Source organism: Actinomadura mexicana (genome assembly GCF_900188105.1).
In the GTDB taxonomy this organism is placed as follows: Bacteria; Actinomycetota; Actinomycetes; order Streptosporangiales; family Streptosporangiaceae; genus Spirillospora; species Spirillospora mexicana.
Map to the genome: position 1 here is coordinate 162,656 of NZ_FZNP01000006.1, position 23,940 is coordinate 186,595.

Below are 23,940 nucleotides of genomic sequence, written 5' to 3' on the forward strand. Positions count from 1 at the left end.
TACGCCTGGTCACCCGGCTGGCCGGCCCGTAACGTCCGGCGCATGATCGCCGTTGTCGCCGGCCTGAACGTCTTCCCGATCAAGAGCGCGGGAGCGGTCCCGGTCGCCGAGGCCGAGTTGACCCCGGACGGGCTGCGCCACGACCGGGAGTTCATGCTCGTGCGGCCCGACGGGCGGCATCTGTCGCAGCGGGAGGTCCCCCGGCTGGCGCTGCTCCGTCCCGCCTACGACGGCGTGAAGCTCGTCGTCCATACTCCGCTCGCGGCCGCGCCCCTGGTGTGCGAGGCGGTGGACGGCCCCGCCCTCGACGTCACCGTGCACCGCCGCCCGTGCCAGGGGATGGACCAGGGCGACGAGGCGGCCGGATGGTTCTCCGAGACCTTGGGACTCTCCTGCCGTCTCGTCCGCTTCACCGGGACGCGCCCCACCGCGCTCGGCGGCGGCAGCCTGACCTACGCCGACGGCTATCCCGTCTCGGTGCTGTCGGACGAGTCGCTCGACGACCTGAACCGGCGGATGGACGCCCGGCTCCCGATGGCGCGCTTCCGGCCCAACATCGTCCTGCACGGCCTCGGCCCCTATGGCGAGGACCCCGTCACCCGGCTGCGCGGCGACCGGGTGGAGATCGAGCTCATCAGGCCGTGCGGCCGCTGCGTCATCATCAACACCGACCAGGACACCGCCCGCCGGTCCCCCGGGCCGCTGCGCGCCCTCGCCCGGTACCGCACCGAGCGCTTCGGCGGCACCCGCGAGATCATGTTCGGCAGGCTCGGCGTCCCCCGCACGCTCGGCACCCTCCGCACGGGCGACGAGCTCACCGCCTCCTGACGGTTCGCGAAGCGCCGAGGTTCAGGAAGCCCCGCCGGACGTGCGGCGCATGCGCCAGGCCTGGACGACATAGTCGACGCCGGTGACGACCGTGACGATGAGGGCCGCGGCCATCGTGGCCCAGCGCAGGTAGTCCAGGGGGCCCGGCAGGATGTAGAAGCCGATGGCGAAGACCTGGAGCGTCGTCTTCAGCTTGCCGCCCTTGCTCGCCGGGATCACGCCGTGGCGGATCACGACGAACCGCATCCCCGTGATGCCGATCTCGCGGACCAGGATGGCGGCGGTCACCCACCACCACAGCTCGCCCATCACCGACAGGCTGATCAGCGCCGCCCCGGTGAGCGCCTTGTCCGCGATCGGGTCGGCGATCTTGCCGAAGTCGGTGACGAGGCCGCGCGCCCGGGCGATGTCGCCGTCGATCTTGTCGGTGATCGAGGCGACCGCGAACACGGCGAAGGCGGCGAGCCGCCAGCCGGTGCCGTCCAGGAAGAACAGCCAGACGAAGAAGGGCACCAGCGCGATCCTGAGCAGCGTCAGCGCGTTGGCGATGTTCCAGAGGCCGGCCTGCGGCGGATCCGGCGTGCCCGCGACCGGCTCCGGGGTGCCGGCGATCATGAGAGGTCCGCGACGAGGTCCACCCCGTCGCTGCCCACGACCCGGGCCTCCACGATGTCGCCGAGCGCGAGGCCCTCGCCGCGGACCAGGACCGTCCCGTCCACCTCGGGCGCCTGGTGCTCGGCGCGGCCCTCGAAGCCGCCGTCCACCGCTCCCTCCCCCGACTGGTCCGCCTTGTCCTCCAGCAGAACGCGGACCACGGAGCCGAGGCGGTCCTCGGCGCGCTGCGCGGTCAGCTCCTCGGCGAGGCCGGACAGCTCCTCGACGCGGGCGGCGACGTCGGCGGGGTCGAGCTTGCCGTCCAGGCTCGCGGCCTCCGTGCCCTCCTCGTCGGAGTAGCCGAACACGCCGACGGCGTCGAGCCGGGCGGCCGACAGGAACTCCGCCAGCTCCTCGAAGTCGTCCTCGGTCTCACCGGGGAACCCGACGATGAAGTTGGAGCGCACGCCCGCTTCGGGCGCCAGCGCGCGGATCTGGTCCAGCAGCCCGAGGAACCGCTCCCGGTCGCCGAACCGGCGCATCGAGCGCAGCACCGGACCGCTCGCGTGCTGGAAGGACATGTCGAAGTACGGCGCGACGCCGGGCGTGCCGCAGATCGCCTCGATGAGGCCGGGGCGCGTCTCGGCGGGCTGCAGGTAGCTGACCCGCACCCGCTCGATGCCGTCGACGGCTGCGAGCTCCGGCAGCAGCTTCTCCAGCGCCCGCAGGTCGCCGAGGTCCTTGCCGTAGGACGTGGAGTTCTCGCTGACGAGGACCAGCTCGCGGACGCCGTGGCCGGCGAGCCAGCGCGCCTCCTCCAGCACCTCCGCCGGCGGGCGCGACACGTAGGCGCCGCGGAACGCGGGGATCGCGCAGAACGTGCAGCGCCGGTCGCAGCCGGACGCCAGCTTCAGCGGCGCGACCGGGCCGCCGCCGAGGCGCCGCCGCAGCACCCGCGGACCAGACGCCGGCGCCACGCCGTCCGGCAGGTCGTCCTGCCCCCCGTGACCCGGAACGACGACGTGGGAACCGTGCGCCCGCCGCTCGACCGGGCTGATCGGCAGGAGGGTGCGGCGGTCGCGCGGGGTGTGCGCGTCGCGCCTGCGTCCCGCCATGACGTCGTCGAGACGCTCGCCGATCGCGGTGTAGTCGTCGAAGCCGATCACCGCGTCGGCCTCGGGGAGCGCCTCGGCCAGCTCGCTGCCGTACCGCTCGGCCATGCACCCGGCCGCGACGACCCTGGCGCCGGAGTCGTGCGCGGCCAGCAGCGTGTCGATCGAGTCCTTCTTGGCGGCCTCGATGAACCCGCAGGTGTTGACGACCACCACGTCGGCGCCGTCCGCGCCCTCCGCCAGGTCCCAGCCCGCGTCCTCGATGCGCGCGGCGAGCTCCTCGGAATCGACCTCGTTACGGGCGCAGCCGAGCGTGATGAGTGAGACCTTGCGGCGAGTGGACATGCCCCTAAGGTAATGGGCCCCCGCTCGAATACCGACCATCGGCCCGCGGCATCCTCACGGTGAACGTCCCGGCGGGCGGCGGATCGCGCCGGCCCTGCCAGGGCCCCCGGATCAGGCCGGCTCGGGGTCGCTGCGGTCGAAGGTCAGCCGCTGGACGCCCTTGCCCTTGCCGGGGGAGCCCAGGTCCTTGCCGTTGACGGTCAGGTTGACGCTGCCGCCGACGCCGATCACCAGCCGGACCTTCTTGTCGGCGCTGAAGCTCTTCTGGTCGCCCTCGCGGAGCATCCCGCTGAACAGCGACCTGCCCTTGTCGCCCTGGACGTTCAGCCAGGTCGTCCGCTTGGCCTCGACCCGCACCTCGACCTTGGTGCGCGGCGCCTCCGCGACCGGGGCGTTGCTCTTCGGCGCGGACGGCGCGGCGGACGGGGTGGACGGCGCGGGCGTCCCGGCGACCTGCCGCGCGGTGCGCCGCTCGCCGCCGCCGCCGTGCCCGACCACCTGGACGATCCCGTAGATGACCACGAGCGCGAGTGCGAGCGCCATCGCGGCGCTCCAGTTCGGCGACCGCCGCTCGCGGAACGCGAGCGGCTGCTCCGGCTCGAACGCCGACACCGCCGAGACCGGCTGCGGGGCACCGCCGTGGGCGGCGTCGAACTCGGCGACGAGCGGTTCCGGATCGATGCCGATCACGCGCGAGATGCTGCGGATGTGGCCACGGGCGTAGAAGTTGCCCCCGCACGCGGAGAAGTCATCGGCCTCCATGCCGCGGATGACGGTCTCGCGTATCCGCGTCTGGAGGCTCACCTGGGTCATCGAGAGACCGGCCCGCTGACGCTCCTCCGCCAAGGTCTCACCGATGCTCACGCCGGGCCTCCTCTGAGGAGCTCATGGCCGATCCCGCACGGCCGTGAAAGCAGTCTAGGAACGGGCGTGCCCGTTCGGCGACTGCCAACACGTTCGAAACAGGGCAAGATTTCGCATCATTCCGCAATGCCCCGGCCCCGCGCTCAACCGCCGCCGCGCAGTTCCGCGAGCACCCCGGGGAGATCGTCCGGCTTGGCCAGCACGTCCCGCGCCTTGGAGCCCTCGCTGGGTCCGACGATGTCGCGGCTCTCCATCAGGTCCATCAGCCGCCCCGCCTTGGCGAACCCGACGCGCAGCTTGCGCTGGAGCATCGACGTCGATCCGAACTGCGTGGACACGACCAGCTCGATCGCCTGGACGAGCAGGTCCATGTCGTCGCCGATCTCCTCGTCGATCTCCTTCTTCGGCGCACCGGCCGCGGCGACGTCCTCCCGGTAGCTCGCCTCCATCTGCCCCTTGCAGTGGTCGACGACGCTGTGGATCTCCTTCTCGGAGACGTAGGCGTTCTGGAGGCGCATGGGCTTGCTCGCGCCCATCGGCAGGAACAGGGCGTCGCCCTGCCCGACGAGCTTCTCCGCGCCGGGCTGGTCGAGGATGACGCGGCTGTCGGACAGCGAGGAGGTCGCGAACGCCAGCCGGGACGGCACGTTGGCCTTGATGAGCCCGGTGACCACGTCCACCGACGGGCGCTGCGTCGCCAGGACGAGGTGGATCCCGGCGGCGCGGGCGAGCTGGGTGATGCGGACGACCGAGTCCTCCACGTCGCGCGGCGCGACCATCATCAGGTCGGCCAGCTCGTCCACGATGACGAGCATGTACGGGTACGGGGTGTAGACGCGCTCGCTGCCGGGCGGCGGGGTCAGCTTGCCCGCCTTCACCGCCTTGTTGAAGTCGTCGATGTGCCGGAACCCGGACGCGGCCAGGTCGTCGTAGCGGCGGTCCATCTCGCCGACGACCCATTCGAGGGCCTCGGCGGCCTTCTTCGGGTTGGTGATGATCGGTGTGATGAGGTGCGGGATGCCCTGGTACATCGTCAGCTCGACCCGCTTGGGGTCGACGAGGATCATCCGCACCTCGTCGGGGGTGGCGCGCATCAGGATCGAGGTGATGAGCCCGTTGATGCAGGTCGACTTGCCGGCCCCGGTGGCGCCCGCGATGAGGATGTGCGGCATCTTCGCCAGGTTCGCCACGACCGTGCGGCCCTCGACGTCCTTGCCGAGCCCGACGATCATCGGGTGGTGCTCATTGGTGGCGGCCGGGGAGCGCAGCACGTCGCCGAGGCTGACGATGTCCTTGTCGGTGTTGGGGATCTCGACGCCGATCGCGGACTTGCCGGGGATCGGGGAGATGATGCGCACGTCGGCGCTCTTCACCGCGTAGGCGATGTTCTTGGTCAGCGCGGTGACCTTCTCGACCTTGACCGCCGGGCCGAGCTCGATCTCGTACCTGGTGATCGTCGGGCCCCGGGTGAACCCGGTGACCTGCGCGTCGATGTCGAACTGCTCCAGCACGCCGGTGAGCGCGTTCACCACCGTGTCGTTGGCCTTCGTGCGCGGCTTGGAGATGCTGCCGGGCCGCAGCGCCGTCGGGTCGGGCAGCACGTAGATCTCGCCGGAGGACGACAGCGGCAGCTGCTCGGTCCGGCGCGGCGCCGGCGACGGGTCGCGCACCTCGGGGTGCTCGGCTTCGGTCGCGGGCTGGGCCGTCGCGCCGGCGGCCATCGGATCAGCGGCCATCGGATCAGCGGCCAAGGACTCGCCGGCGACGTGCTCGTCCATCGGCTCGCCGTCGGCGGGCGGGGCCGGGGGCGGGACCTGCGCTCCGAACGGGTCGGGTTCGAACAGCTCGTCGGCGAGGTCGCGGCGGGGCCGGCCGGCCTTCTTCGGCTCGTCCTCCAGCAGCGGCGTGTCGTACGGCTTGGAGTGCTCGCCCACCTCCAGTTCGTCGCCGTCCTCGGTCTTGTTCTTGCGGCGCCGCTTCTTCGGCGCGGCCTCGCCCGCGGCCTCGCCCGCGGACGGGCGTTCGGGGCGGCTCTGCAGCGTGGCCATCGCCCACAGGTCGGCGACCCGCTCGGGCACCTTCGCGATCGGCGTCGCGGTGACGACCAGCAGCCCGAACCCGGACAGGAGCAGCAGCAGCGGGACGGCCACCCACCCGCTCAGCGCCGCGTCCAGCGGGGCCGACACGAGCCAGCCGACCACGCCGCCGGACTCGCGGACGCCGTTCATGTCCTCGGCGGGGGACGGGACGCCGGCGGCGATGTGCAGGATGCCGAGGACGCCCACGGCGAGCGCGGTGATGCCGATGACGACGCGGCCGGTGTCCTCGTGGTGCTCGGGGTGGCGCAGCGTCCGCCACGCCAGCAGCGCCAGCAGCACGGGCAGGACCATCGCCATGATGCCGAGACCGCCGCGCACGACCTTCTCCAGCGCGATGGTGACGACGCCGTCCGGCCGGAACCAGGTGACGGAGGCCAGCACGATGGACGAGCCGAGCAGCGCCAGCCCCAGCCCGTCGCGGCGGTGCTCGGCATCGAGGTTGCGGGCCCCGTTCCCGTAGGCGCGGAACACCGACCCGACCGCGACCGCCGCCAGCAGGTACAGCCTGAACAGGAGCTTGAAGAACCCGAGGACCGCCTGGGGGATCGGGTCGGGCTTCTGCGGGGGGCGCCCACGGCCCGAGCCGCGGCCCCCCTTGGAGTTGCCGCTCGGTCGCTTCCGGGGGGCCGGACCTGCGGGCTTGCGAGCCGCCGTGCCCCCCGCACGCGAGGAGGGTTTCGCGCCTCCAGACGCACGTGTGGCCATGGTTATGAGAGTAACCAAGGACCCCCGTGGTTCCCGGGATGGCGGGCGGGCGTGTCGGGCGGACGGAGGGCGGCTGCCCTCCGTCCGCCCGGAGCGCCGCTAGACCTCGACGACCACCGGGATGATCATCGGGCGGCGGCGGTAGTTGTCGCTGACCCACTTGCCGACGGTGCGCCGGATCAGCTGGCTGATCTGGTGCACGTCGTTGACGCCGTCGCCGGCGGCGTCCCGCAGCACGTCCTCGATCCGCGCGATGATCTCGTTGAAGTCCTCGTTGACGATGCCGGCGCCGCGGGCGTGCACCTCGGGACCGGCGACCACCTTGCCGGAGGTGGAGTCGAGGCCGATGACGATGGAGACGAACCCCTCCTCGCCGAGGATGCGCCGGTCCTTCAGGGAGGTCTCGGTGACCTCGCCGACCGACAGGCCGTCCACGTACACGTACCCTGCGGGCACCGCACCGACGATCTTGGCCTGGCCGTCCACGAGGTCGACGACGACGCCGTCCTCGGCGATGACGATGCCGTCCTCGGGCACGCCGGTGAGCGCGGCGAGCTTGGCGTGCGCGCGCAGGTGCCGCCACTCGCCGTGGATGGGCATGAAGTTCGCCGGCTTGGTCATGTTGAGCACGTACAGCAGCTCGCCCGCCGAGGCGTGCCCGGACACGTGCACGAGCGCGTTGCCCTTGTGGACGATGCGGGCGCCCCACCGGGTGAGGCCGTTGATGACGCGGTTGACCGCGTTCTCGTTGCCCGGGATGAGCGACGACGCCAGCATCACGGTGTCGCGCTCGGTGATGCGGATCGAGTGGTCGCGGTTGGCCATCCGCGACAGCGCCGACATCGGCTCGCCCTGCGACCCGGTGCACACCAGCACGAGCCGGTCGCCGGGGATGTCGTCGATCACCTTCTGCTCGACCATGATGTCATCGGGCACGTTCAGGTACCCGATCTCGCGCGCGACCCCCATGTTGCGGACCATGGACCGCCCGACGAAGCAGACCTTGCGGCCGTTGGCGACGGCGGCGTCCAGGACCTGCTGGACGCGGTGGATGTGCGAGGCGAAGCAGGCGACGATGAGCCGTCCCTCCGCCGTGCGGAACACCTCGTCCACGACCGGCCCGATGTTGCGCTCGCTGGTGACGAAGCCCGGCACCTCGGCGTTCGTCGAGTCCGACATCAGCAGGTCGATGCCCTCGGCGCCGAGCCGGGCGAACCCCGGCAGGTCGGTGAGCCGGCCGTCCAGCGGGAGCTGGTCCATCTTGAAGTCGCCGGTGTGCAGGACGAGCCCGGCGGGCGTGCGGATGGCGACGGCGAGCGCGTCCGGGATCGAGTGGTTGACGGCGAGGAACTCGCAGTCGAACGGCCCGAACGCGCGGCGCTCCCCCTCCGCGACCACGTGGGTCACCGGTTTGATGCGGTGCTCGGTGAGCTTGGCCTCCAGCAGCGCCAGCGACAGCCGCGAGCCGACCAGCGGGATGTCGCGGCGCTCGCGCAGCAGGTACGGGACGGCGCCGATGTGGTCCTCGTGGCCGTGCGTGACGATGACGGCCTCGATGTCGTCCAGCCGGTCCCTGATGTACTCGAAGTCGGGCAGTATCAGGTCGATGCCGGGCTGCTCGGTCTCGGGGAAGAGCACGCCGCAGTCGACGATGAGCAGGCGACCGCCGTACTCGAACACCGTCATGTTGCGGCCGATCTCCCCCAGCCCGCCGAGCGCGACGATCCGCAGCCCGCCCTTGGGCGGCGCGGGCGGTTTCGAGAGTTCCGGGTGAGGATGGCTCACCGGGCGACCTCCGGGATGACGACCTCCGGCACTTTGACTCCCCCTATCGTGAGGTCTTCACGCAGGCGCGCCGCGAACTCCGGCGGGGCCTCCACCAGCGGCGCGCGAAGCGGGCCGCCTCCGGGGAGGCCGAGCAGGTTCAGCGCTGCCTTGACGGCGATGGCGCCCTGCGTACGGGTCATGATGGCGGCGACCACGGGCAGCAGCCGCCGGTGGATCTCCAGCGCCCGCCCGTGCTCACCGGCGCGGTATGCGTCGATCATCTCATGGAGCTCGACGCCGACGACATGGCCGACCACGCTGACGAACCCCGCCGCCCCGACCGACAGCCACGGCAGGTTGAGGTTGTCGTCGCCGGAGTACCAGACGAGGTCGGTCTCGGCCATCACCCTGGAGGCGCCGAACAGGTCGCCCTTGGCGTCCTTGACGGCGACGATCCGCGGGTGCTCGGCGAGCTGCACGAGCGTGTCGTTCTGGATCGGCACCCCGGTGCGCCCCGGGATGTCGTACAGCATGGTGGGCAGCGCCGTCGCGTCGGCCACCGCCGTGAAGTGGCGGACGAGGCCCTCCTGCGGAGGCTTGTTGTAGTACGGCGTGACCACGAGCAGGCCGTGCGCGCCCGCGGCCTCGGCCTGGCGCGCGAGTTTCAGGCTGTGCTCGGTGTGGTTGGTCCCGGCACCGGCGACGATCACGGCGCGGTCGCCGACCGCCTCGATGACCGCGCGCAGGAGTGTGCTCTTCTCTTCGTCGCTCGTCGTGGGCGACTCGCCTGTCGTCCCGTTGACGACGAGACCGTCGTGGCGCCGCTCGTCGACCAGGTGGGCCGCGAGGCGCGCGGCGCCGTCGTAGTCGACGCCGCCGTCCGGCAGGAACGGGGTGACCATGGCGGTCAGCATCCGTCCGAACGGAGCGTCAGTGGATGTGCTGGGTGCCATGCAACGAACGGTACCGTTCCGGCCGTTCCACTTGGACCCGCAGGTCGAAGGGAAACGGGAGAAAACGGGAGGAAGCCGCCGCCACACGCTCGGGGGTACGCGTGGCGGCGGCTCCCACAACCGACATCGTGGCACGCAAATGCCGCGTTACGGGGTCAGTCCGGCCACGTCCCGGACTCGGTTGGATAACGTGACCCAGCGGTCATCTCCTGCAGGCGGAGGCGGAGCTCCTCGACGTCGTACGTGCGCACGAGGTCGTTCCCCCGGACGGCCCACCACTGCCCGGACCCGCCCCGGCCGATCCGCCACCCGGCGAACTCGGCCGCCAGTTCACCGATTCGGTCGGCGTCGTGCCGCGCGGGCTGCTGAGTGCCCATCGGCCGTCCCCACTTCCCCTGGCCATCCGCTGTCGAGGCTTGACCTTCCGCACCCTCCACTACCCGCGGGATTGTGCGCCTATCCACCCCTTTTTACCTGGGGAAACGCGAGTTTCGGAACGTCGCGGCGTGGGTTTCTCAGCCGCCAAGACTTCCTGTCGCTCGGGGTAGCCAGGTAGCGCGGTAACGTGACCATTCGGCCGGACTGGTCGTCCAGTCCGCGTACACGCCGACACCGTACGGCCGCCTGGGCGGCCGCTCGAGATCGTCGACCCCGCGGCGGACGCCGCGCAGGGCGACGGGCAGGTCCTCCGCCCATTCCATGAGGGGCCGGTAGGTGGGGACGCCCATGAAGACCGTCGTGCGGTCGCCGATGAGCTCCAGCGCCGTGCGGGTGTGCCGGGCGAAGTGCCACCCGGCGAGGGAGCGTGTGGGCAGCGACACGTCGTAGGTCATGATCGCGACCTGGTCGGCACGGTCGGCGACGGCGCGCAGGAAGTCCCGGGTGGGGCGCGGCGGGTAGTGGAACTTCCCCGTGCGCGGTACGAGCGCCTTGTAGATCGGCTGGGTTCCGTCCAGGAGGGTCTGCTGCTCCAGCGCCACCGACAGCAGCCTCCCCTTCGCCCGCGTCAGCTCGCGGGTGGCGTCCATGAGCGAGAGGAAGGCGCGGTCATCGGGGTAGATCGGCTCGAAGTCGTAGTGGATGCCGTCGAAACCGAGGTCGAGGAAGGCCGCGTCCGTCTCCAGCACCCGCGCCCGCACGGCCTTGTCGTCCAGGTCGATGACGCCCTGGCCGTCCACCACCCGGATCTGCCCCAGGTAGGCCTGCGCGCGTACGCCCGGCGCGTACCGGCGCACGGCGGCGAGGAGCTGCCGCGCGTAGCGGTACTTGGCCTCGGGAACGGTGCCGTCCGCCTCGAAGGGCCCCGCGTGGAAGAAGACGTCGGTGATGCGGTTCTCTTTCAGCAGCGCTCCGAACGCCCGGTACTCGGCGTCGCTGTGGGGCTCCCCCACCCACTGGTGCCGCGCCCAGAGCGCGTTGGCCTCGGTACCGTGCGCCCGCGGTTCGGGCTGCCACCACACCCAGGCCCCGGCGAACACCAGCGCGGCGAGGCCGAGCACGTAGGCCGCCGCCCACCCCAGAATCCGGCTGACCCGCCACAACACGCGCATCACGCAATCATGTCGGAAGATCCAGGCGCCAGGCGCGCGCCGGCCCAGCTGCGCCCCAGCCGCGTCCCACGGTCCGGCCATATAACGATCATGGTTGGGACGTGTTCGCGCGCCGCGCGCGGCGGCGGTTGACAAGAGGGGAACCTTGTACTCACGAGGCGGCTCGTGGTGTCGGCCCGTTGGTCTCGATGGGGAGCCGCCCGGTCCTTACCGTCCACACGGATGGAGGTCAACCGGCATGCGAGTCCCACCGAGGCAGGGTGAACCCCGCCCCCTGATCAGCACACGGGCCCTCGTGATCGTCCTGGTGGCGATCGGGGCCGCCGCACTCGCCGCCGCCGCTCCGGATCTGGCGATCCCGATCGGGGTGGGCGTGGCGGTCATCACGCTCCTGGCTCAGATCGTCAAGGACTGACCTCGCCGCTCCGCCCACTCCCGGCGGACACTCGGGCCGCGCGGGCCTGCGTGACGTCGGGCAGGGCGCGCCGAATGCGGGCGCGCTGGGTGAGGGCCACGCAGACCAGCACGGCCACGGCCGCCAGCGCGGTCGTGGCGTCGATCCGTTCGCCGAGGAGGACGCCCGACCAGAACAGGGTGAGCATGGGCTGGGTGAGCTGGATCTGGCTGGCGCGGGCGATCCCGGCCCGCGCCAGGCCCTCGTACCAGGCGAAGAAGCCGAGGTAGGCGGAGAAGACGGACACGTAGCCGAAGCCGAGCAAGGCGTGGGCCGTCCAGGCGGGGTGGGTCGTGGCGAGCAGCCACCCGGTGACCGGGACGGTGACGGGGGCCGCCAGCACGAGCGCCCAGGAGATGACGCGCCAGCCCGGCATGTCGCGGGCCAGGCGCGCGCCCTCGGCGTAGCCGGCCGCGCAGGTGAGAAGGGCGGTGAACAGCAGCAGGTCGGCGGGCGTGACGCGGCCCGCCCCGCGGACCAGGGCGAAGGCGGTGACGCAGGCCGCGCCGGCCGCGCTCGCGACCCAGAAGGCGCGGGAGGGGCGCTCCCCCGCGCGCAGGACCCCGAGCACGGCGGTGGCGGCGGGCAGCAGCCCGACGACGACGGCCGAGTGGCCGGAGGAGGCGCCGTGGTCGAGCGCGAGCGTGGAGAACATCGGGAACCCGAAGACCACCCCGGCGACGACGACCGCGAAACTCGCCCGCTGCCCGCGGCGCGGCGGGCGCGCCCGCACCGATAGCAGTGCGATGGCGGCAAGAACGCTCGCGGCGGCGGAGCGGCCGATGCCGATCACGTACGGGTCGAGCCCCTCAAGCCCGAAGACCGTGCTCGGAATGGTGAGAGAGAAGGTCAGGACGCCGAGTGCCGCGAGCCCGAGACCCGTCCCGGAGGTTCCGGCCGCTATCCGCGTGAAGCCGGTAGCGCTATCTTTGATCCTCATGAAACACGATAGCAGTGTGGCGGCGCTGGCCGGCCGGCTGCGCGCGGAGGTCCGCCGGATGAGCCCCGGCGAGCGCCTGCCGTCGAGCCGTGCGCTGGTCGAGCGGCACCGGGTCAGCCCGGTCACGGTGTCGCGGGCGCTCGGGCTGCTGGCCGCCGAGGGCCTGGTGGTGACGCGGCCCGGCAGCGGAGCGTTCGCCGCGCCGCGGGCCGAGACCGCCGCGGAACCGGCCGACTTCGGCTGGCAGGCGGTGACGCTCGGCGACCGGTCAGTGGACCCGTCCGGGGTGTCGTGGCTGCTCACCCCGGCGCCGGACGGCGTGGTCGCGCTCAGCGGCGGCTACCTGCACCCGGCGCTCCAGCCGGTGCGGGCGCTCGCGACGGCGGCGGCGCGGGCGGCCCGTCGCCCGGACGCGTGGGAGATGCCGCGGCTCGGCGGCGCGCCGGAGCTGCGCGCCTGGTTCGCCCGCACGGTCGGCGGCGCCGTCTCCCCCGCCGACGTGCTGATCACGAGCGGTGGCCAGCAGTCGCTGACGACCGTGCTGCGGGCACTGCTCCCGCCGGGCGCCCCGGTGCTGGTCGAGTCGCCGACGTACCTGGGCGTCCTGGCGGTGGCGCGGGCGAGCGGGCTGCATCCGGTGCCCGTCCCGGTGGACGCGGGCGGCGTCCGTCCCGATCTGCTCGCGGAGGCGTTCGCGATCAGCGGGGCGCGCGTGTTCTACACGCAGCCCGCCTTCCACAACCCGACCGGCACGGTGCTGGGGGCCGAACGGCGCGAGCGGGTGCTGGACGTGGCGCGCGCGGCGGGCGCGTTCGTGGTGGAGGACGACTTCGCTCGGCACCTCGGCATCGACGCGCCCCCGCCGCCGCTGATCGCGCAGGACGCCGACGGCCGGGTCGTGCACGTCGCGTCCCTCACCAAGGCCACCGCGCCCAGTCTGCGGGTGGCCGCAGTGGTCGCCCGGGGGCCGGTCGCCGAGCGGATCCGCGCGACGCAGCTCGTCGAGGAGTTCTTCCCCGCCAGGCCGCTGCAGGAGACGCTGCTGGAACTGGTCAGCTCGCCGGGATGGCCGCGCCACCTGCGCGCCGTCCGGGCCGCCCTGCGCTCGCGCCGGGACGCGCTCCTCACCGCGTTCGCCCGCGACCTGCCGGAGCTGCGGGTGAACCGCCCGGCGGGCGGCCTGCACCTGTGGGCCCGGCTGCCGGACGGCGTGGACGACACCGCGCTGGCCGAGGCCGCGCTGCGCGCCGGCGTCCTGGTCAGCGCGGGGCGCCCGTTCTTCCCCGCCGAGGCCCCCGCCCCCCACCTGCGGATCAGCTACGGGACGGCGGCGTCGGAGGCGGAGCTGGCCGAGGGCGTGCGCCGCCTCGCCGCCGTCCTGCGGTCATGAGGCGGTGCAGAGGCAGAACTCGTTGCCCTCGGGGTCGCGCCAGACCTGGAACGGGTGCGCCGGGCCCCCCGCGGGCCCGGCGGCCGGGCTGGCGCCGAGGCTCTCCGCCCGCTCGCCGGCGGAGCGGATGTCCGGGACGTCCAGATCCAGGTGCAGCCGGTTCTTGACCTTCCTGCCCTCGGGCACGCGCTGGAACGACAGGATCGGCCCGCCCGGCCCCAGCGGCTCCAGGTCCAGCCAGTCGTCGCTCTCCGCCGTCGTCTTCATGCCGAGGAGGCCGCCCCAGAAGGCCGCCATGGCGCCCAGGTCGGCGCAGTCGATGACGAGGTTGCCCACCTTCGGGTTCATCGCAGGACCCCCGCCGCCCGGACGGGGCGCGCCGCGGCGCGGGCGCAGTACGCGGCGGGAGGCGTGCGCCGCGCCCGGTGCAGCCCGCCGAGCCGGTCGCGGACCCAGGCCCGCCTCTGGGCGGCGCGCTCCCGCGCCCGCGCGCGGGCGGTGAGCCTCGCCTCGACGATGTCGGCGTGCAGGCGGGCGTACTCGCGTTCGGCATAGGCATGGCGCGTCGCGAGCACCGCGAAGTACGGCAGCTCGTTCATGGTCGTCCTCCCGTTCATTGACACCATCCAAACCGTAATGCCGGTGTTGCTCCTCGCGCAACCAGCAAAAGCTTTATGCCGGTGTCTACCCTTGGTAGAGTTCCCCATGGACGAGCAGGAGGGCGCGATGGCCGGCACCGACACGGGCGAGGGCTCCGCGCCGCCACCGGCCGATCCCGCGCTGCTGCTGGCGGACTTCGTCAACACGCTCGACGTCGAGTCCGCCGCCGACGAGATCGCCACCCCCGCCGGACTCGCCGGATGGCTGGCCGGACGCGGGCTCGTCCCCGAGGGCACCGGCTCCGACGACGCCGACGTCCGCACCGCAGGCGCGCTGCGCGAGGGCCTCCGCGAGGCCATGGAGGCCCACCACGGGCCGCAGGACGCCGGCATTCCAGACGATCTGGAGGACGTGCTGGCCGCGCTGCCGCTGCGCGTCACGCTGGCCGGTCCGCGCCCCGCGCTCGTCCCGCTCGATCCGCCCGGCGCCGCCGCGGGCGGCCTGGCCCGGATCGCCGCCGCGATCATGGACTCCGTCGCCGCCGGGACCTGGCCGCGCCTGAAGACCTGCCAGGTCGACGACTGCCGCTGGGCGTTCCTGGACACCTCCAAGAACCGCTCGCGCACCTGGTGCTCGATGAGGGTCTGCGGCAACCGCACCAAGACCCGCGCCTACCGGGCGCGGCGGCGCGCTCCCGCATAGCCGGCGCTCGCTAGGGTGGGCCGGGATCCCGGCGAGAGGACGTGAGCACGGCATGGCGGATGTGGGGGTGCGGCCCGCGCGGCGCGCGGACGCGGCCGCCGTCGCCGGCATCCAGGTGATGGCATGGCGGCACGGGTACCGCGACCTGCTGCCGGCGGACGTCCTGACCCAGGTCACCAGTGACGCCGCGGTGGAGCGGTGGCGCGACAGGTGGGCTGAGGCGGCGACCGCGCCGCCGAGCCCGCGGCACCGGCTCCTGGTCGCGGTGGCCTCCGACATCGTCGTGGGCTTCGCCGCGCACGCCCCGGCCGAGGACGCCGACCTCGACCCGGCCGGCGCCGCCGAGCTGATCACCTTGCTGGTCGACCCGCTGCACGCGCGCGCCGGGCACGGCAGCCGGCTGCTCGCCGCCACCGTGGACCTGCTCCGCGAGGACGGCTTCACCACCCTGGTCTCCTGGGTGTTCGACGGCGACGAGGTGACGCGCACGTTCCTCGGCTCGGCCGGCTGGGCGCCCGACGGCACGGCCCGGACGCTCGACATGGGCGAGCCCGTCCGGCAGATCCGGCTGCACACCGACATCAGCGCCCCGCCGGACGGGACGGGCTCCTAGCCAGGGGTCGGTGAGGCGCACGGGCGATCCGGCCATATCTTGGAGGTCGTGCCCGAGTCCACTTTTCTGACGCCGCCCCGTGCCTGCGCACCGGCGCCCTCCGCCCGGCACCGCCGGCTCGGCCTGGTCGTGATGAGCCTCGGCGTCTCGCTGGTCGTGGTGGACGCCACGATCATGGGCGTCCTGCTGCCCCGGATCGTCTCCGACCTGGGCCTTTCCACCTCGGGCGCGGAGTGGGCGACCTCGGTGTACTCGCTGGTGTTCGCCGCGCTGCTCATCCCGTTCGGGCGGCTGGGCGACCTGGTCGGGCGCCGCCGGATGTTCGTGCTCGGGGTGGCGGTGTTCGCGGCGGCGAGCCTCGCCGCCGCGCTGGCCCCCGGCGGCGCGGCCCTGATCGGCGCGCGGGCGCTGCAGGGCGTCGGCGCCTCGATGCTCATGCCGGCGACGCTGTCCACGGTGAACGCGGTGTTCACCGGGCGGGACCGGGCCGTCGCCTTCGGCGTCTGGGGCTCGATGATCAGCGGTATGGCGGCGCTCGGGCCGCTCGCCGGCGGCGCCCTGGCCACCGGCGGCGGCTGGCGGTGGGCGTTCGGGGTGAACCTGCCGCTCGGCGCCGTCCTGATCGCCGGGGCGCTGCGGTTCATGCCCGAGACGCGCACGCCCCTGCCGGGCGGCGCGCGGCGCGAGATCGACTGGGCGGGCGGCGTGCTGGCCGCCCTCGGCCTCGGCGCGCTGGTCTGGGGGATCATCGAGGGGCAGACGTACGGGTGGTGGGCCGCGACGCGCCCGTTCACCGCCGGCGGGTTCCGCTGGCCGGAGGCGGCCACGTCCCCCGTCCCCGTGGTCCTGGCGCTCGGCGCCGTACTGATCGCGGCGCTGGTCGTGGTCGAGCGGTCCCGAGCGGCGGCGGGGCGCCCGGTGATGCTCGACCTGGCGCTGTTCCGCATCCCCAACTTCCGGCGCGGCAACCTGACCTCGGCGCTGATCAACGTGGGCGAGCTCGGGCTGCTGTTCGTCCTGCCGCTGTTCCTGCTGGGCGTGCACGGCACGAACCCGCTGCAGATCAGCCTGGCGATCCTGCCGCTGGCCGTCGGCGCGTTCGTGTCCGGCGGGTGCGCGGGCAGGCTCGCCGACAGGCGCGGCCCCCACCGGGTCGTGCAGATCGGCCTGGTGCTGGAGGTCGCCGCGGTCCTCGGGCTGGCCCTCACCGTCTCGGCGACGACCGGCAGCCTCGGGCTCGCGCCGTGGATGCTGCTGTACGGGCTGGGGCTCGGCCTGACGTCGGCGCAGCTGGCGAACGTCTCGCTCGCGGACGTCCCGCCCGCGCAGTCGGGCCAGGCGTCCGGCACCCAGTCGACGGCCCGGCAGGTCGGCGCGGCACTCGGCATCGCCGCGATCGGGACGGTGTACGCGACGAGCCTCGGGCACGCGATGACCGACCGGCTGGCGGGCTCCTCGCTGAGCCCGGAGCGGCGGGCGGTCCTCGCCCACGACCTGCGCCACAGCGCCGGGACCTCCGGGCGTGATCTGCACCACAAGCCCGGGCTGGCCGCCGAGGCGCACGCCGCGGACGCCAGCCTCGCCGTCGCGACCAGGAACGCGGCCCTGACCACCGCGGCGATCCTCGCCCTCGGGCTCGGCCCCGCGCTGCGGCTGCGCCCGAGCACTGATCTTCATCGGGAAGAATCGAAGCGCTAGTCCCCCTGTCGTCCCACGAGAACAAGCGGTGACTGTGGCCACGCTCTCCCAATGGGTCGCCGGATCCCGGCCCCGCACCCTGCCCGCGTCCCTCGTCCCCGTCGTCGTCGGCACCGGCGTCGCGGTGGGCGAGGGCGACCCCGTCTGGTGGCGCGGTGTCCTCGCCGCCGTCGTCGCGCTCGTGCTGCAGGTCGGGGTGAACTACTCCAACGACTACAGCGACGGCATCCGCGGCACCGACGAGGACCGCGTCGGGCCGCTGCGGCTCGTCGGGTCGAAGGCCGCCCCGCCCAGGCAGGTGCTGGCCGCCGCGCTCGGCTGCTTCCTCGTCGCCGCCGTGGCCGGGCTCGTCCTGGCCGCCGTGACGACGTGGTGGCTGCTGCTCGTCGGCGCGTTCGCGATCCTCGCCGCCTGGTTCTACACGGGCGGCAAGACGCCGTACGGGTACCGCGCGCTGGGCGAGGTCTCGGTGTTCGTGTTCTTCGGCCTGGTCGCCGTCGTCGGGACGACCTACGTCCAGATCGAGGAGCTGCCGTGGGAGGCGTGGGCGGCGGCGGTCCCGATCGGGCTGCTGGCGTGCGGGATGCTCGTCGCCAACAACCTGCGCGACATCCCCACCGACCGGGAGTCGGGCAAGCGGACCCTCGCCGTCGTGCTGGGCGACCGCTGGACCCGGATCCTGTACGCGGCGTGCACCGCGCTGCCGTTCATGTTCGCCCTGGCCCTGGCCGCCCCGCACCCGTGGGCGCTGCTCGCGCTGCTGGCGGCGCCGCTGTCGCTGCCGCCGACGCAGAAGGTGCTGAACGGCGCGACCGGCCCCGCCCTGATCCCGGTGCTCGGCGAGACCGGCCGGCTGCAGATCGCCTACGGTGTGCTGCTCGCGGTCGGCCTGGCGCTCTGACTCCCGGCCAGGGCGCTCCGGCTCTCGGCCAGCAGGAACGCGCCGGTGAGGCCGGTGACGAGCCCGGCGAGCACCCCGGCGAGGGCGGCCAGGCCCGTGGCGGACGCGGCGTCCGGCGCCAGGAAGCCGGGCCGGCCGAGCACCACGAGCAGCCCGTAGAGGGACGCCGCGAACATGGTGCCGGAACCGGCCCAGGCGACGGCGAGCGGCACCACGAACCGGCCCGGGCGGCCCGCGCGCTGGACGATCAGCACGAGCGCGGCCGCGGCGGCGACCGCCAGCAGGCCCTCCACGCCGTCGGCCAACTGCTGGGCCAGGTTCCGGTCGGCGGCCTCGTGGCCGTGGAGGCCCGCCGTCCCTCCGAACGCCCAGAAGAGCTGCACGGCCGCGAAGACCGCGGCCGGGACCGCCGCCCCTCGTGCCAGGAGCACCTGCAGCGGGTGGGACGGGCCCTCGGGGACGCTCCTGGTGCGGATCTCGAACGTCCGCGGCCACCGGTCGCGCGCGTACAGGACGAACGCCGTCAGCAAGCCGATGCCCTGCACGGTGAAGCCCGAGTAGACGACGCCGTACACCCACCCCTGGAGCGCGTTGTCATCGCCCGTGAGCGGCTCGGACGAGAAGAGCGTCTGCAGGAGCGTCCCGAGCGGGACGGCGAGGACGATCGGCGCGAGCAGGCCCACCGCGACCCAGATCGGCGCCAGCACCAGCCACGCCGGGATCCGGCGGCCCCAGCCGAAGGTGAACGCCGACACGACCAGCACGGCCGCCGCGTCCATGCCGAGGGTGACCGCGTTGCCCACGTACAGCGCGGAGTCCTCGGCCGCGGCGGCGTCGGTCCAGCCGACGGTGCCGCCCGAAAGCCACGTGATCTTGATGGTCAGGTAGGGGACGCACGCGGCGATCGTCGCCGCGCAGACGGCCAGGCGCGCGCGCCCCGGGCCGCCGTGCACGGCGCGCGTCCGTCCGGCGGGCCGGTGAACTGAAACGGTCATGGTCCGACGATTTCCCGGGCCGCCCGCGCCGCGCCTCCCGCCGCGGAGGGAGGTCCGGCGCACCGCTCCCCCGCAAGGGTGAAACGACCTGCTAGGCCCAGTCGATCTCGGTGCGGCCGGCGTCGACGAGGGCCTTGTTGACGGCGCTGAACGGGCGCGTCCCGAAGAACTTCTTCGCGCTGAGCGGGCTCGGGTGCGCCGACTCGATCACGGTGTGCTGGGGACCGGTGATCAGGCGGGCCTTCTTGCGGGCGTAGGCGCCCCAGAGGACGAACACGACGCGCTCGCTCTTGTCGTTCAGCGCGCGGATCGCGGCGTCGGTGAAGTCCTCCCAGCCCTTGCCCGCGTGCGAGCCCGCCTCGCCGCCCCGGACGGTCAGCACCGCGTTCAGCAGCAGCACGCCCTGGTCGGCCCAGCGGGTCAGGTCGCCCGAGACCGGTGCGGGGACGCCGAGATCGGCCGCCAGCTCCTTGTAGATGTTGCGCAGCGACGGGGGAAGCCGCACGCCCTCGCGCACGCTGAAGCTCAGCCCGTGCGCCTGGCCGGGGCCGTGGTAGGGGTCCTGACCGAGGATCAGGACGCGGGCACCGTCGAACGGGCAGTGCCGGAACGCGTTGAACAGGTCCTCGCGCGGCGGGTAGACGGTCTGCCCGGCGTACTCCCCCTCGACGAACGCGCCCAGCGCGGCGGTGCCGATCGGATCGAGCAGCGGGTCGAGCCGCTCGCGCCAGTCGCCGGGCAGCAGTTCCATCAGGTCGAGGGACATCGTCGGGCCTCCGAGAGACGTGATCTCCAGTTGCCCGGAACACTAGTGCGGGCCTCTGACACGCCAGGGCCGAATCCAGGGACTCCGAACCCCCCGACCCTAGGATGAGCCGAATGCCCGATTCCCCCCATCGGCGGCGCCTTCGCGCGTCCGCGCTGCTCGCGGTGCTCGCCCTGCCCGCCCTCGGCGCGGGCTGCGCGGGCCCCTCCAGGCCGGCCACGCTCACCGTCCTCGCGACCTCCTCGATGACGGAGGTGCTCGGCGAGATCGGGGAGGCCTACCACCAGCAGAACCCGGACGTCAGGCTGCGGTTCGCGTTCGGCGGGACGCCGGAGATCGCCGACCGCCTCGCCGAGCACGAGCCCGCCGACGTCCTGGTGACGGCCGACGGGGCGAGCATGGACGAGGCCGACGAGTACCTGGGCGGGCGCCGCCGCGTCATCGCCCGCGACGCGCTCACGATCGCGGTCGGGCCGGGCAACCCCCGCCGGATCCGGGACCTGCGGGACCTGGCCCGGCCGGGCCTGCGGGTGGTCGTCGGCGCCGGGACGGTCCCGGTCGGGCGCTACACCCGCCAGGTCCTCGCCAAGGCGGGTGTGACCGTCCGGTGGAGCAGCGAGGAGATCGGCGCGCGGGCCGTCCTGGACCGGGTCCGCGCCGGCGAGGCCGACGCGGGCATCGTCTTCGTCACCGACCTGAACTCGGCCGGGATCGCGGCGAGCAGCGTGCCCATCCCGGCGGACCAGAACGTCACCGCGTCCTTCCCCGCCGCGGTCGTCCGCGACAGCGGCCACGAGGACGCCGCGAACGCGTTCGTGGCGTGGCTGGTCACGCCCGACGCGCAGCGGCTGTTCGGCAAGTACGGATTCGTCACACCGGCCGCCCCCCAGTGACCTGGGGGGAACGGATGGGGGCCGACTTCCGTTTACCTCCCCGGAGCCCCCCAGGGCTCGGGAACACCTGATCGCCCCGGTCTCCGGGGCGCTTTGTACGGGGAGATGCGAGACGTGCCGGACCAGCGACCCGCGCCACAGCCCGACCGGACACCGCGACCGAACGGGACGCCGCCGGACGCCGGCGCGCAGCGCTCCGGCACGGCCGAGCCCGGCAGACGCCAGTCGGTGCCGCCCCGCAGCGACCCCGACCAGCCCTGGCGCGCCGAAGGCGTGCCCGACCGGAAGGACGGGCGGGCGCGCGGCCTGCGCGGGGGCGGGTGGAAGCCGAACCGGAACAACGCGGTCTTCTGGGCCCTGCTGCTCGCCGTCTTCGGGCTGAGCTACGTCTCCATGCACCTCACCGGCCAGAAGGAGCGGGTGACGGTCCCCTACACGGCGTTCACCCAGCAGGTCGCCGCCGGGAACGTGAAGGACGTCTACACCAAGGGCTACCAGATCCAGGGCCAGCTGAAGAGCAAGCGGCCGGTCCCGGGGCACGCGGAGAAGACCTACTCCTCGTTCGAGACGCTGCGTCCCGCGTTCGCCGACGACAAGATCTACACGGAGATGGTGCAGAAGGGCGTCGAGGTCGAGGCCAAGCCGGTCAACGAGGACCGCGGCCTGCTCGCCAACCTGCTGCTGTCGCTACTGCCGACCCTGCTGTTCGTCGGCCTGTGGATCGGCGTGATGGTGTGGCTGCAGCGCCGCATGGCCGGCGGCGGGGGCGGCCTCATGGGCGGCTTCAACCGCTCCCCTAAGCCCGTCGCCGCGGACGACAAGCGCGCCACGTTCGCCGACGTCGCCGGCATCGACGAGGTCGAGGCGGAGCTCAGCGAGATCGTCGACTTCCTCAAGGACCCGGGCAAGTACCGCCGGATGGGCGCCCGCGTCCCCCGCGGCGTGCTGCTGACCGGCGCGCCCGGCACCGGCAAGACCCTGCTCGCCCGCGCCGTCGCCGGCGAGGCCGACGTCCCGTTCTACTCCGCGGCGGCGTCGGAGTTCATCGAGATGGTCGTCGGCGTCGGCGCCGCCCGCGTCCGCGAGCTGTTCACCGAGGCCCGCAAGACCGCCCCCTCGATCATCTTCATCGACGAGATCGACACCATCGGGCGGACCCGCGGCGGCGGCGCCAGCATGGGCGGGCACGACGAGCGCGAGCAGACCCTCAACCAGATCCTCACCGAGATGGACGGCTTCTCCGGGTCCGAGGGCGTGGTCGTGATCGCCGCGACGAACCGTCCCGACATCCTGGACCCGGCCCTGATGCGCCCCGGCCGGTTCGACCGGCAGGTCGCGGTGTCCCCGCCCGACCTGGACGGGCGGGTGGCGATCCTCGGCGTGCACACCCGCGACGTCCCGCTCGCCGCCGACGCCGACATCCTCTCGATCGCCAGGATGACGCCCGGGATGACCGGCGCCGAGCTGGCCAACCTGGTCAACGAGGCCGCCCTGCTCGCCGTCAAGCGCGAGAAGGGCGCCGTGGACATGGACGACTTCCAGAGCGCCCTGGAGAAGGTGCAGCTCGGTACCCGGCGCTCCCTGGTCATGCCGTTCGAGGAGCGCCGCCGCACGTCCTACCACGAGTCGGGGCACGGCCTGCTCGGCATGCTGCAGCCGGGCGCCGACCCCGTCCGCAAGATCACGATCGTGCCGCACGGCCGCGCGCTCGGCGTCACCCTCTCCACCCCCGACGACGACCGCTACGCCTACGACGAGCGCTACCTGCGCGGCCGCATCATCGGCGCGCTCGGCGGCATGGCCGCCGAGGAACTGGTCTTCGGCGTGATCACCACCGGCTCGGAGAGCGACCTGGAGCAGGTCACCAAGATCGCCCGCGGGATGGTGGGCCGCTGGGGCATGTCCCAGAAGATCGGCCCCCTGTCGATCCTCCCCGCGGACGGCTCGGATCCGATGGGCCAGTACGCCGCCCAGGGCACTCTGGACGCCGTCGACCTGGAGGCGCGCCGGATCGTCGACGAGTGCTACGCCGAGGCCCTGGAGACCCTCCGCACCCACCGCGACAGGCTGGACTCGCTGGCCGCCGCCCTCCTGGAGAACGAGACCCTCGACGAGACCGCCGCCTACGCCGCCGCCGGCGTCGACCGCACCATCCGCGAGGTGGACCTCTCCAAATCCCACCGCTGACCAGCCCCCTCGCCCGTGTAGATCGCCACCGGCGGGTGGGGCCCTGCCAGCGGGGGCGGGGCTGAGAACGGCCCGCTCGCTTCTAGACGAGTCGGGGAAGGCCTATGGGGTTGGGGAACGGCATCTCGTTCGTCAGGGCCTTCGAGGCCGGTATGAGCGACTCGTACAGGGTCCCGGGGTCGGCCAGAACGGCGTAGGGGGCGGCCGCCAGTTCGTCCGTGCGCCGCTCGATCCGCGCTTTCAGGGCCCGTCCGGCTTCAGTGGCCTCTCCCTCGGCCACGAGTCCGCGTCGGGCGAGTGCCTCGGCCGACCCGTTCCATTCCTCGGGCGACCAGCCGCGGCTCTCCTGGAGTCGCTCCGGAGGGACGATGCCCATGGCGCACGCCAGGACGTTGGCCTCCAGGCCGCTCAGGCCCTCGGCGGTGAGCAGGGCGACGTGCCCGTCCCCGCGGTGCTCCCGCAAGGACGTGGTCGCCTGCCAGAGCGCCTCCACCGGGTCCTCCGGGACGGGCAGGTCGCGGTTGGCCGCGAACAACGGGCGGCCGGAGGCGTCCGCCGCCATCACGACCTCCTGCAGGAGCGGCGCTGCCATGACCGCCACGTCCTCGATGCCGGGGAAGGCCCTGCGAAGGGCGCGCGCTGCCGCGCCGCTCCGGGCGACGAGGATGCTCTCGGGGGCCGCGAACTCCCACGCGTCCGGTACGGCCCTCCGTACGCGGGCCGGGTGGAACCCGAAGAAGACCGCCTGGATCGTCCCCGCGCAGACCCGGCCGAGCGGCGCTCCGCGGCTCCCGAAGTAGCCCATCCAGAAGCCCTTGAGGCCGATGTCCTTGTTGGCCGTCCGGCACTCCTCGGCGAAGTACGTCACCGCGTGCAGCGGCTCGATGGCCTTCCACATGTCCCGCGCGAGCGTCGCATCCACCTGCCGAACGCTAGGCCCGCGTCGGTCCCCGCACAACCCCGGTCACATTCGGCGGACGGCGT

23 protein-coding genes are annotated in these 23,940 nt (G+C 73.2%); 9 read left to right on the plus strand and 14 right to left on the minus strand.

Annotated features, from left to right (window positions below; translation table 11 throughout):
- Positions 1-42: 42 nt before the first annotated feature.
- Positions 43-828 carry an MOSC domain-containing protein gene (locus CHC11_RS17165; protein ID WP_179278874.1) on the plus strand — a complete coding sequence of 262 codons (786 nt, stop codon included), beginning with the start codon at positions 43-45 and terminating at the stop codon, positions 826-828.
- A 21-nt stretch (positions 829-849) separates the two neighbouring features.
- Here CHC11_RS17165 and pgsA read toward each other — a convergent pair whose 3' ends face one another.
- From pgsA to CHC11_RS17205, 8 genes are all read right to left on the minus strand, one after another.
- Positions 850-1,443 (minus strand): CDP-diacylglycerol--glycerol-3-phosphate 3-phosphatidyltransferase, encoded by a 594-nt coding sequence (gene pgsA, locus CHC11_RS17170; protein ID WP_089312753.1) that lies wholly within the window; start codon positions 1,441-1,443, stop codon positions 850-852.
- A complete protein-coding gene (gene rimO, locus CHC11_RS17175) occupies positions 1,440-2,879 on the minus strand; it encodes a 30S ribosomal protein S12 methylthiotransferase RimO (RefSeq protein ID WP_089312754.1) in 1,440 nt (479 codons plus the stop codon). The genes pgsA and rimO overlap by 4 nt, the downstream gene beginning before the upstream one ends.
- A gap of 111 nt (positions 2,880-2,990) precedes the next feature.
- Entirely contained in the window at positions 2,991-3,743 is a 753-nt protein-coding gene (locus tag CHC11_RS17180) for a helix-turn-helix domain-containing protein (protein ID WP_089312755.1), read from the minus strand.
- A 143-nt stretch (positions 3,744-3,886) separates the two neighbouring features.
- Positions 3,887-6,547 (minus strand): DNA translocase FtsK, encoded by a 2,661-nt coding sequence (locus CHC11_RS17185; protein ID WP_089312756.1) that lies wholly within the window; start codon positions 6,545-6,547, stop codon positions 3,887-3,889.
- Between the two features lie 99 nt (positions 6,548-6,646).
- Complete coding sequence (locus CHC11_RS17190) at positions 6,647-8,332, minus strand: ribonuclease J (protein WP_089312757.1); 1,686 nt, start codon at positions 8,330-8,332, stop codon at positions 6,647-6,649.
- Complete coding sequence (gene dapA, locus CHC11_RS17195) at positions 8,329-9,267, minus strand: 4-hydroxy-tetrahydrodipicolinate synthase (RefSeq protein ID WP_089312758.1); 939 nt, start codon at positions 9,265-9,267, stop codon at positions 8,329-8,331. The genes CHC11_RS17190 and dapA overlap by 4 nt, the downstream gene beginning before the upstream one ends.
- A 155-nt stretch (positions 9,268-9,422) precedes the next feature.
- The gene (locus tag CHC11_RS17200; protein ID WP_089312759.1) at positions 9,423-9,644 is read right to left on the minus strand and encodes a hypothetical protein; all 222 of its coding nucleotides are present in this window, start codon (positions 9,642-9,644) and stop codon (positions 9,423-9,425) included.
- Between the two features lie 138 nt (positions 9,645-9,782).
- Complete coding sequence (locus CHC11_RS17205) at positions 9,783-10,817, minus strand: glycoside hydrolase family 18 protein (protein WP_089312760.1); 1,035 nt, start codon at positions 10,815-10,817, stop codon at positions 9,783-9,785.
- A 238-nt stretch (positions 10,818-11,055) separates the two neighbouring features.
- Between CHC11_RS17205 and CHC11_RS41355 the strand changes: the two genes are divergently transcribed.
- Positions 11,056-11,232 carry a hypothetical protein gene (locus tag CHC11_RS41355; RefSeq protein ID WP_179278875.1) on the plus strand — a complete coding sequence of 59 codons (177 nt, stop codon included), beginning with the start codon at positions 11,056-11,058 and terminating at the stop codon, positions 11,230-11,232.
- On the opposite strand, the gene CHC11_RS17210 is transcribed toward CHC11_RS41355, so the two are convergent.
- Entirely contained in the window at positions 11,222-12,211 is a 990-nt protein-coding gene (locus tag CHC11_RS17210) for a DMT family transporter (RefSeq protein ID WP_089312761.1), read from the minus strand. The two genes, CHC11_RS41355 and CHC11_RS17210, sit on opposite strands and share 11 nt — an antisense overlap.
- On the opposite strand from CHC11_RS17210, the gene CHC11_RS17215 reads away from it, so the two are divergent.
- Positions 12,210-13,601, plus strand: a complete 1,392-nt coding sequence (locus CHC11_RS17215) for an aminotransferase-like domain-containing protein (RefSeq protein WP_089312762.1) — start codon at positions 12,210-12,212, stop codon at positions 13,599-13,601. The two genes, CHC11_RS17210 and CHC11_RS17215, sit on opposite strands and share 2 nt — an antisense overlap.
- Here the strand turns inward: CHC11_RS17215 and CHC11_RS17220 are convergent.
- Positions 13,596-13,949, minus strand: coding sequence for a VOC family protein (locus CHC11_RS17220; RefSeq protein WP_089312763.1), 354 nt, complete (start codon positions 13,947-13,949; stop codon positions 13,596-13,598). The two genes, CHC11_RS17215 and CHC11_RS17220, sit on opposite strands and share 6 nt — an antisense overlap.
- Complete coding sequence (locus CHC11_RS17225) at positions 13,946-14,200, minus strand: hypothetical protein (RefSeq protein WP_143227106.1); 255 nt, start codon at positions 14,198-14,200, stop codon at positions 13,946-13,948. The genes CHC11_RS17220 and CHC11_RS17225 overlap by 4 nt, the downstream gene beginning before the upstream one ends.
- A gap of 106 nt (positions 14,201-14,306) precedes the next feature.
- On the opposite strand from CHC11_RS17225, the gene CHC11_RS17230 reads away from it, so the two are divergent.
- From CHC11_RS17230 to CHC11_RS17245, 4 genes are read left to right on the plus strand one after another with little or no spacing between them, the layout of a single operon-like run.
- Complete coding sequence (locus CHC11_RS17230) at positions 14,307-14,903, plus strand: CGNR zinc finger domain-containing protein (protein ID WP_245919332.1); 597 nt, start codon at positions 14,307-14,309, stop codon at positions 14,901-14,903.
- A 52-nt stretch (positions 14,904-14,955) separates the two neighbouring features.
- Entirely contained in the window at positions 14,956-15,516 is a 561-nt protein-coding gene (locus CHC11_RS17235; RefSeq protein ID WP_089312765.1) for a GNAT family N-acetyltransferase, read from the plus strand.
- 48 nt (positions 15,517-15,564) lie between these two features.
- Positions 15,565-17,214, plus strand: coding sequence for an MFS transporter (locus tag CHC11_RS17240; protein WP_245919334.1), 1,650 nt, complete (start codon positions 15,565-15,567; stop codon positions 17,212-17,214).
- Between the two features lie 34 nt (positions 17,215-17,248).
- Positions 17,249-18,115, plus strand: a complete 867-nt coding sequence (locus CHC11_RS17245) for a 1,4-dihydroxy-2-naphthoate polyprenyltransferase (RefSeq protein ID WP_089312766.1) — start codon at positions 17,249-17,251, stop codon at positions 18,113-18,115.
- Here the strand turns inward: CHC11_RS17245 and CHC11_RS17250 are convergent.
- Positions 18,079-19,110: a hypothetical protein gene (locus CHC11_RS17250; RefSeq protein ID WP_143227123.1), complete on the minus strand. Its 1,032-nt coding sequence runs from the start codon at positions 19,108-19,110 to the stop codon at positions 18,079-18,081. The two genes, CHC11_RS17245 and CHC11_RS17250, sit on opposite strands and share 37 nt — an antisense overlap.
- Positions 19,111-19,201: 91 nt before the next feature.
- Positions 19,202-19,876, minus strand: coding sequence for a uracil-DNA glycosylase (locus tag CHC11_RS17255; RefSeq protein WP_089312768.1), 675 nt, complete (start codon positions 19,874-19,876; stop codon positions 19,202-19,204).
- 113 nt (positions 19,877-19,989) lie between these two features.
- Here CHC11_RS17255 and modA point away from each other — a divergent pair, with 113 nt between their 5' ends.
- Positions 19,990-20,769: a molybdate ABC transporter substrate-binding protein gene (gene modA, locus CHC11_RS17260; protein ID WP_089312769.1), complete on the plus strand. Its 780-nt coding sequence runs from the start codon at positions 19,990-19,992 to the stop codon at positions 20,767-20,769.
- A gap of 114 nt (positions 20,770-20,883) precedes the next feature.
- Complete coding sequence (gene ftsH, locus CHC11_RS17265) at positions 20,884-22,956, plus strand: ATP-dependent zinc metalloprotease FtsH (RefSeq protein WP_245919337.1); 2,073 nt, start codon at positions 20,884-20,886, stop codon at positions 22,954-22,956.
- Between the two features lie 82 nt (positions 22,957-23,038).
- On the opposite strand, the gene CHC11_RS17270 is transcribed toward ftsH, so the two are convergent.
- A complete protein-coding gene (locus CHC11_RS17270) occupies positions 23,039-23,878 on the minus strand; it encodes an SCO6745 family protein (RefSeq protein WP_218826133.1) in 840 nt (279 codons plus the stop codon).
- Positions 23,879-23,940: the final 62 nt, after the last annotated feature.

Bases quoted from the DNA above. Each gene is read 5' to 3' on its own strand.
- CHC11_RS17165 (WP_179278874.1), top strand. From the start codon at position 43: ATGATCGCCGTTGTCGCCGGCCTGAACGTCTTCCCGATCAAGAGCGCG.
- CHC11_RS17250 (WP_143227123.1), bottom strand. From the start codon at position 19,110: ATGACCGTTTCAGTTCACCGGCCCGCCGGACGGACGCGCGCCGTGCAC.
- modA (WP_089312769.1), top strand. From the start codon at position 19,990: ATGCCCGATTCCCCCCATCGGCGGCGCCTTCGCGCGTCCGCGCTGCTC.
- CHC11_RS17210 (WP_089312761.1), bottom strand. From the start codon at position 12,211: ATGAGGATCAAAGATAGCGCTACCGGCTTCACGCGGATAGCGGCCGGA.
- pgsA (WP_089312753.1), bottom strand. From the start codon at position 1,443: ATGATCGCCGGCACCCCGGAGCCGGTCGCGGGCACGCCGGATCCGCCG.
- CHC11_RS41355 (WP_179278875.1), top strand. From the start codon at position 11,056: ATGCGAGTCCCACCGAGGCAGGGTGAACCCCGCCCCCTGATCAGCACA.
- CHC11_RS17235 (WP_089312765.1), top strand. From the start codon at position 14,956: ATGGCGGATGTGGGGGTGCGGCCCGCGCGGCGCGCGGACGCGGCCGCC.
- CHC11_RS17205 (WP_089312760.1), bottom strand. From the start codon at position 10,817: ATGCGCGTGTTGTGGCGGGTCAGCCGGATTCTGGGGTGGGCGGCGGCC.
- CHC11_RS17215 (WP_089312762.1), top strand. From the start codon at position 12,210: ATGAAACACGATAGCAGTGTGGCGGCGCTGGCCGGCCGGCTGCGCGCG.
- CHC11_RS17220 (WP_089312763.1), bottom strand. From the start codon at position 13,949: ATGAACCCGAAGGTGGGCAACCTCGTCATCGACTGCGCCGACCTGGGC.
- CHC11_RS17230 (WP_245919332.1), top strand. From the start codon at position 14,307: ATGGACGAGCAGGAGGGCGCGATGGCCGGCACCGACACGGGCGAGGGC.
- rimO (WP_089312754.1), bottom strand. From the start codon at position 2,879: ATGTCCACTCGCCGCAAGGTCTCACTCATCACGCTCGGCTGCGCCCGT.
- CHC11_RS17225 (WP_143227106.1), bottom strand. From the start codon at position 14,200: ATGAACGAGCTGCCGTACTTCGCGGTGCTCGCGACGCGCCATGCCTAT.
- CHC11_RS17200 (WP_089312759.1), bottom strand. From the start codon at position 9,644: ATGGGCACTCAGCAGCCCGCGCGGCACGACGCCGACCGAATCGGTGAA.
- CHC11_RS17255 (WP_089312768.1), bottom strand. From the start codon at position 19,876: ATGTCCCTCGACCTGATGGAACTGCTGCCCGGCGACTGGCGCGAGCGG.
- dapA (WP_089312758.1), bottom strand. From the start codon at position 9,267: ATGGCACCCAGCACATCCACTGACGCTCCGTTCGGACGGATGCTGACC.
- CHC11_RS17185 (WP_089312756.1), bottom strand. From the start codon at position 6,547: ATGGCCACACGTGCGTCTGGAGGCGCGAAACCCTCCTCGCGTGCGGGG.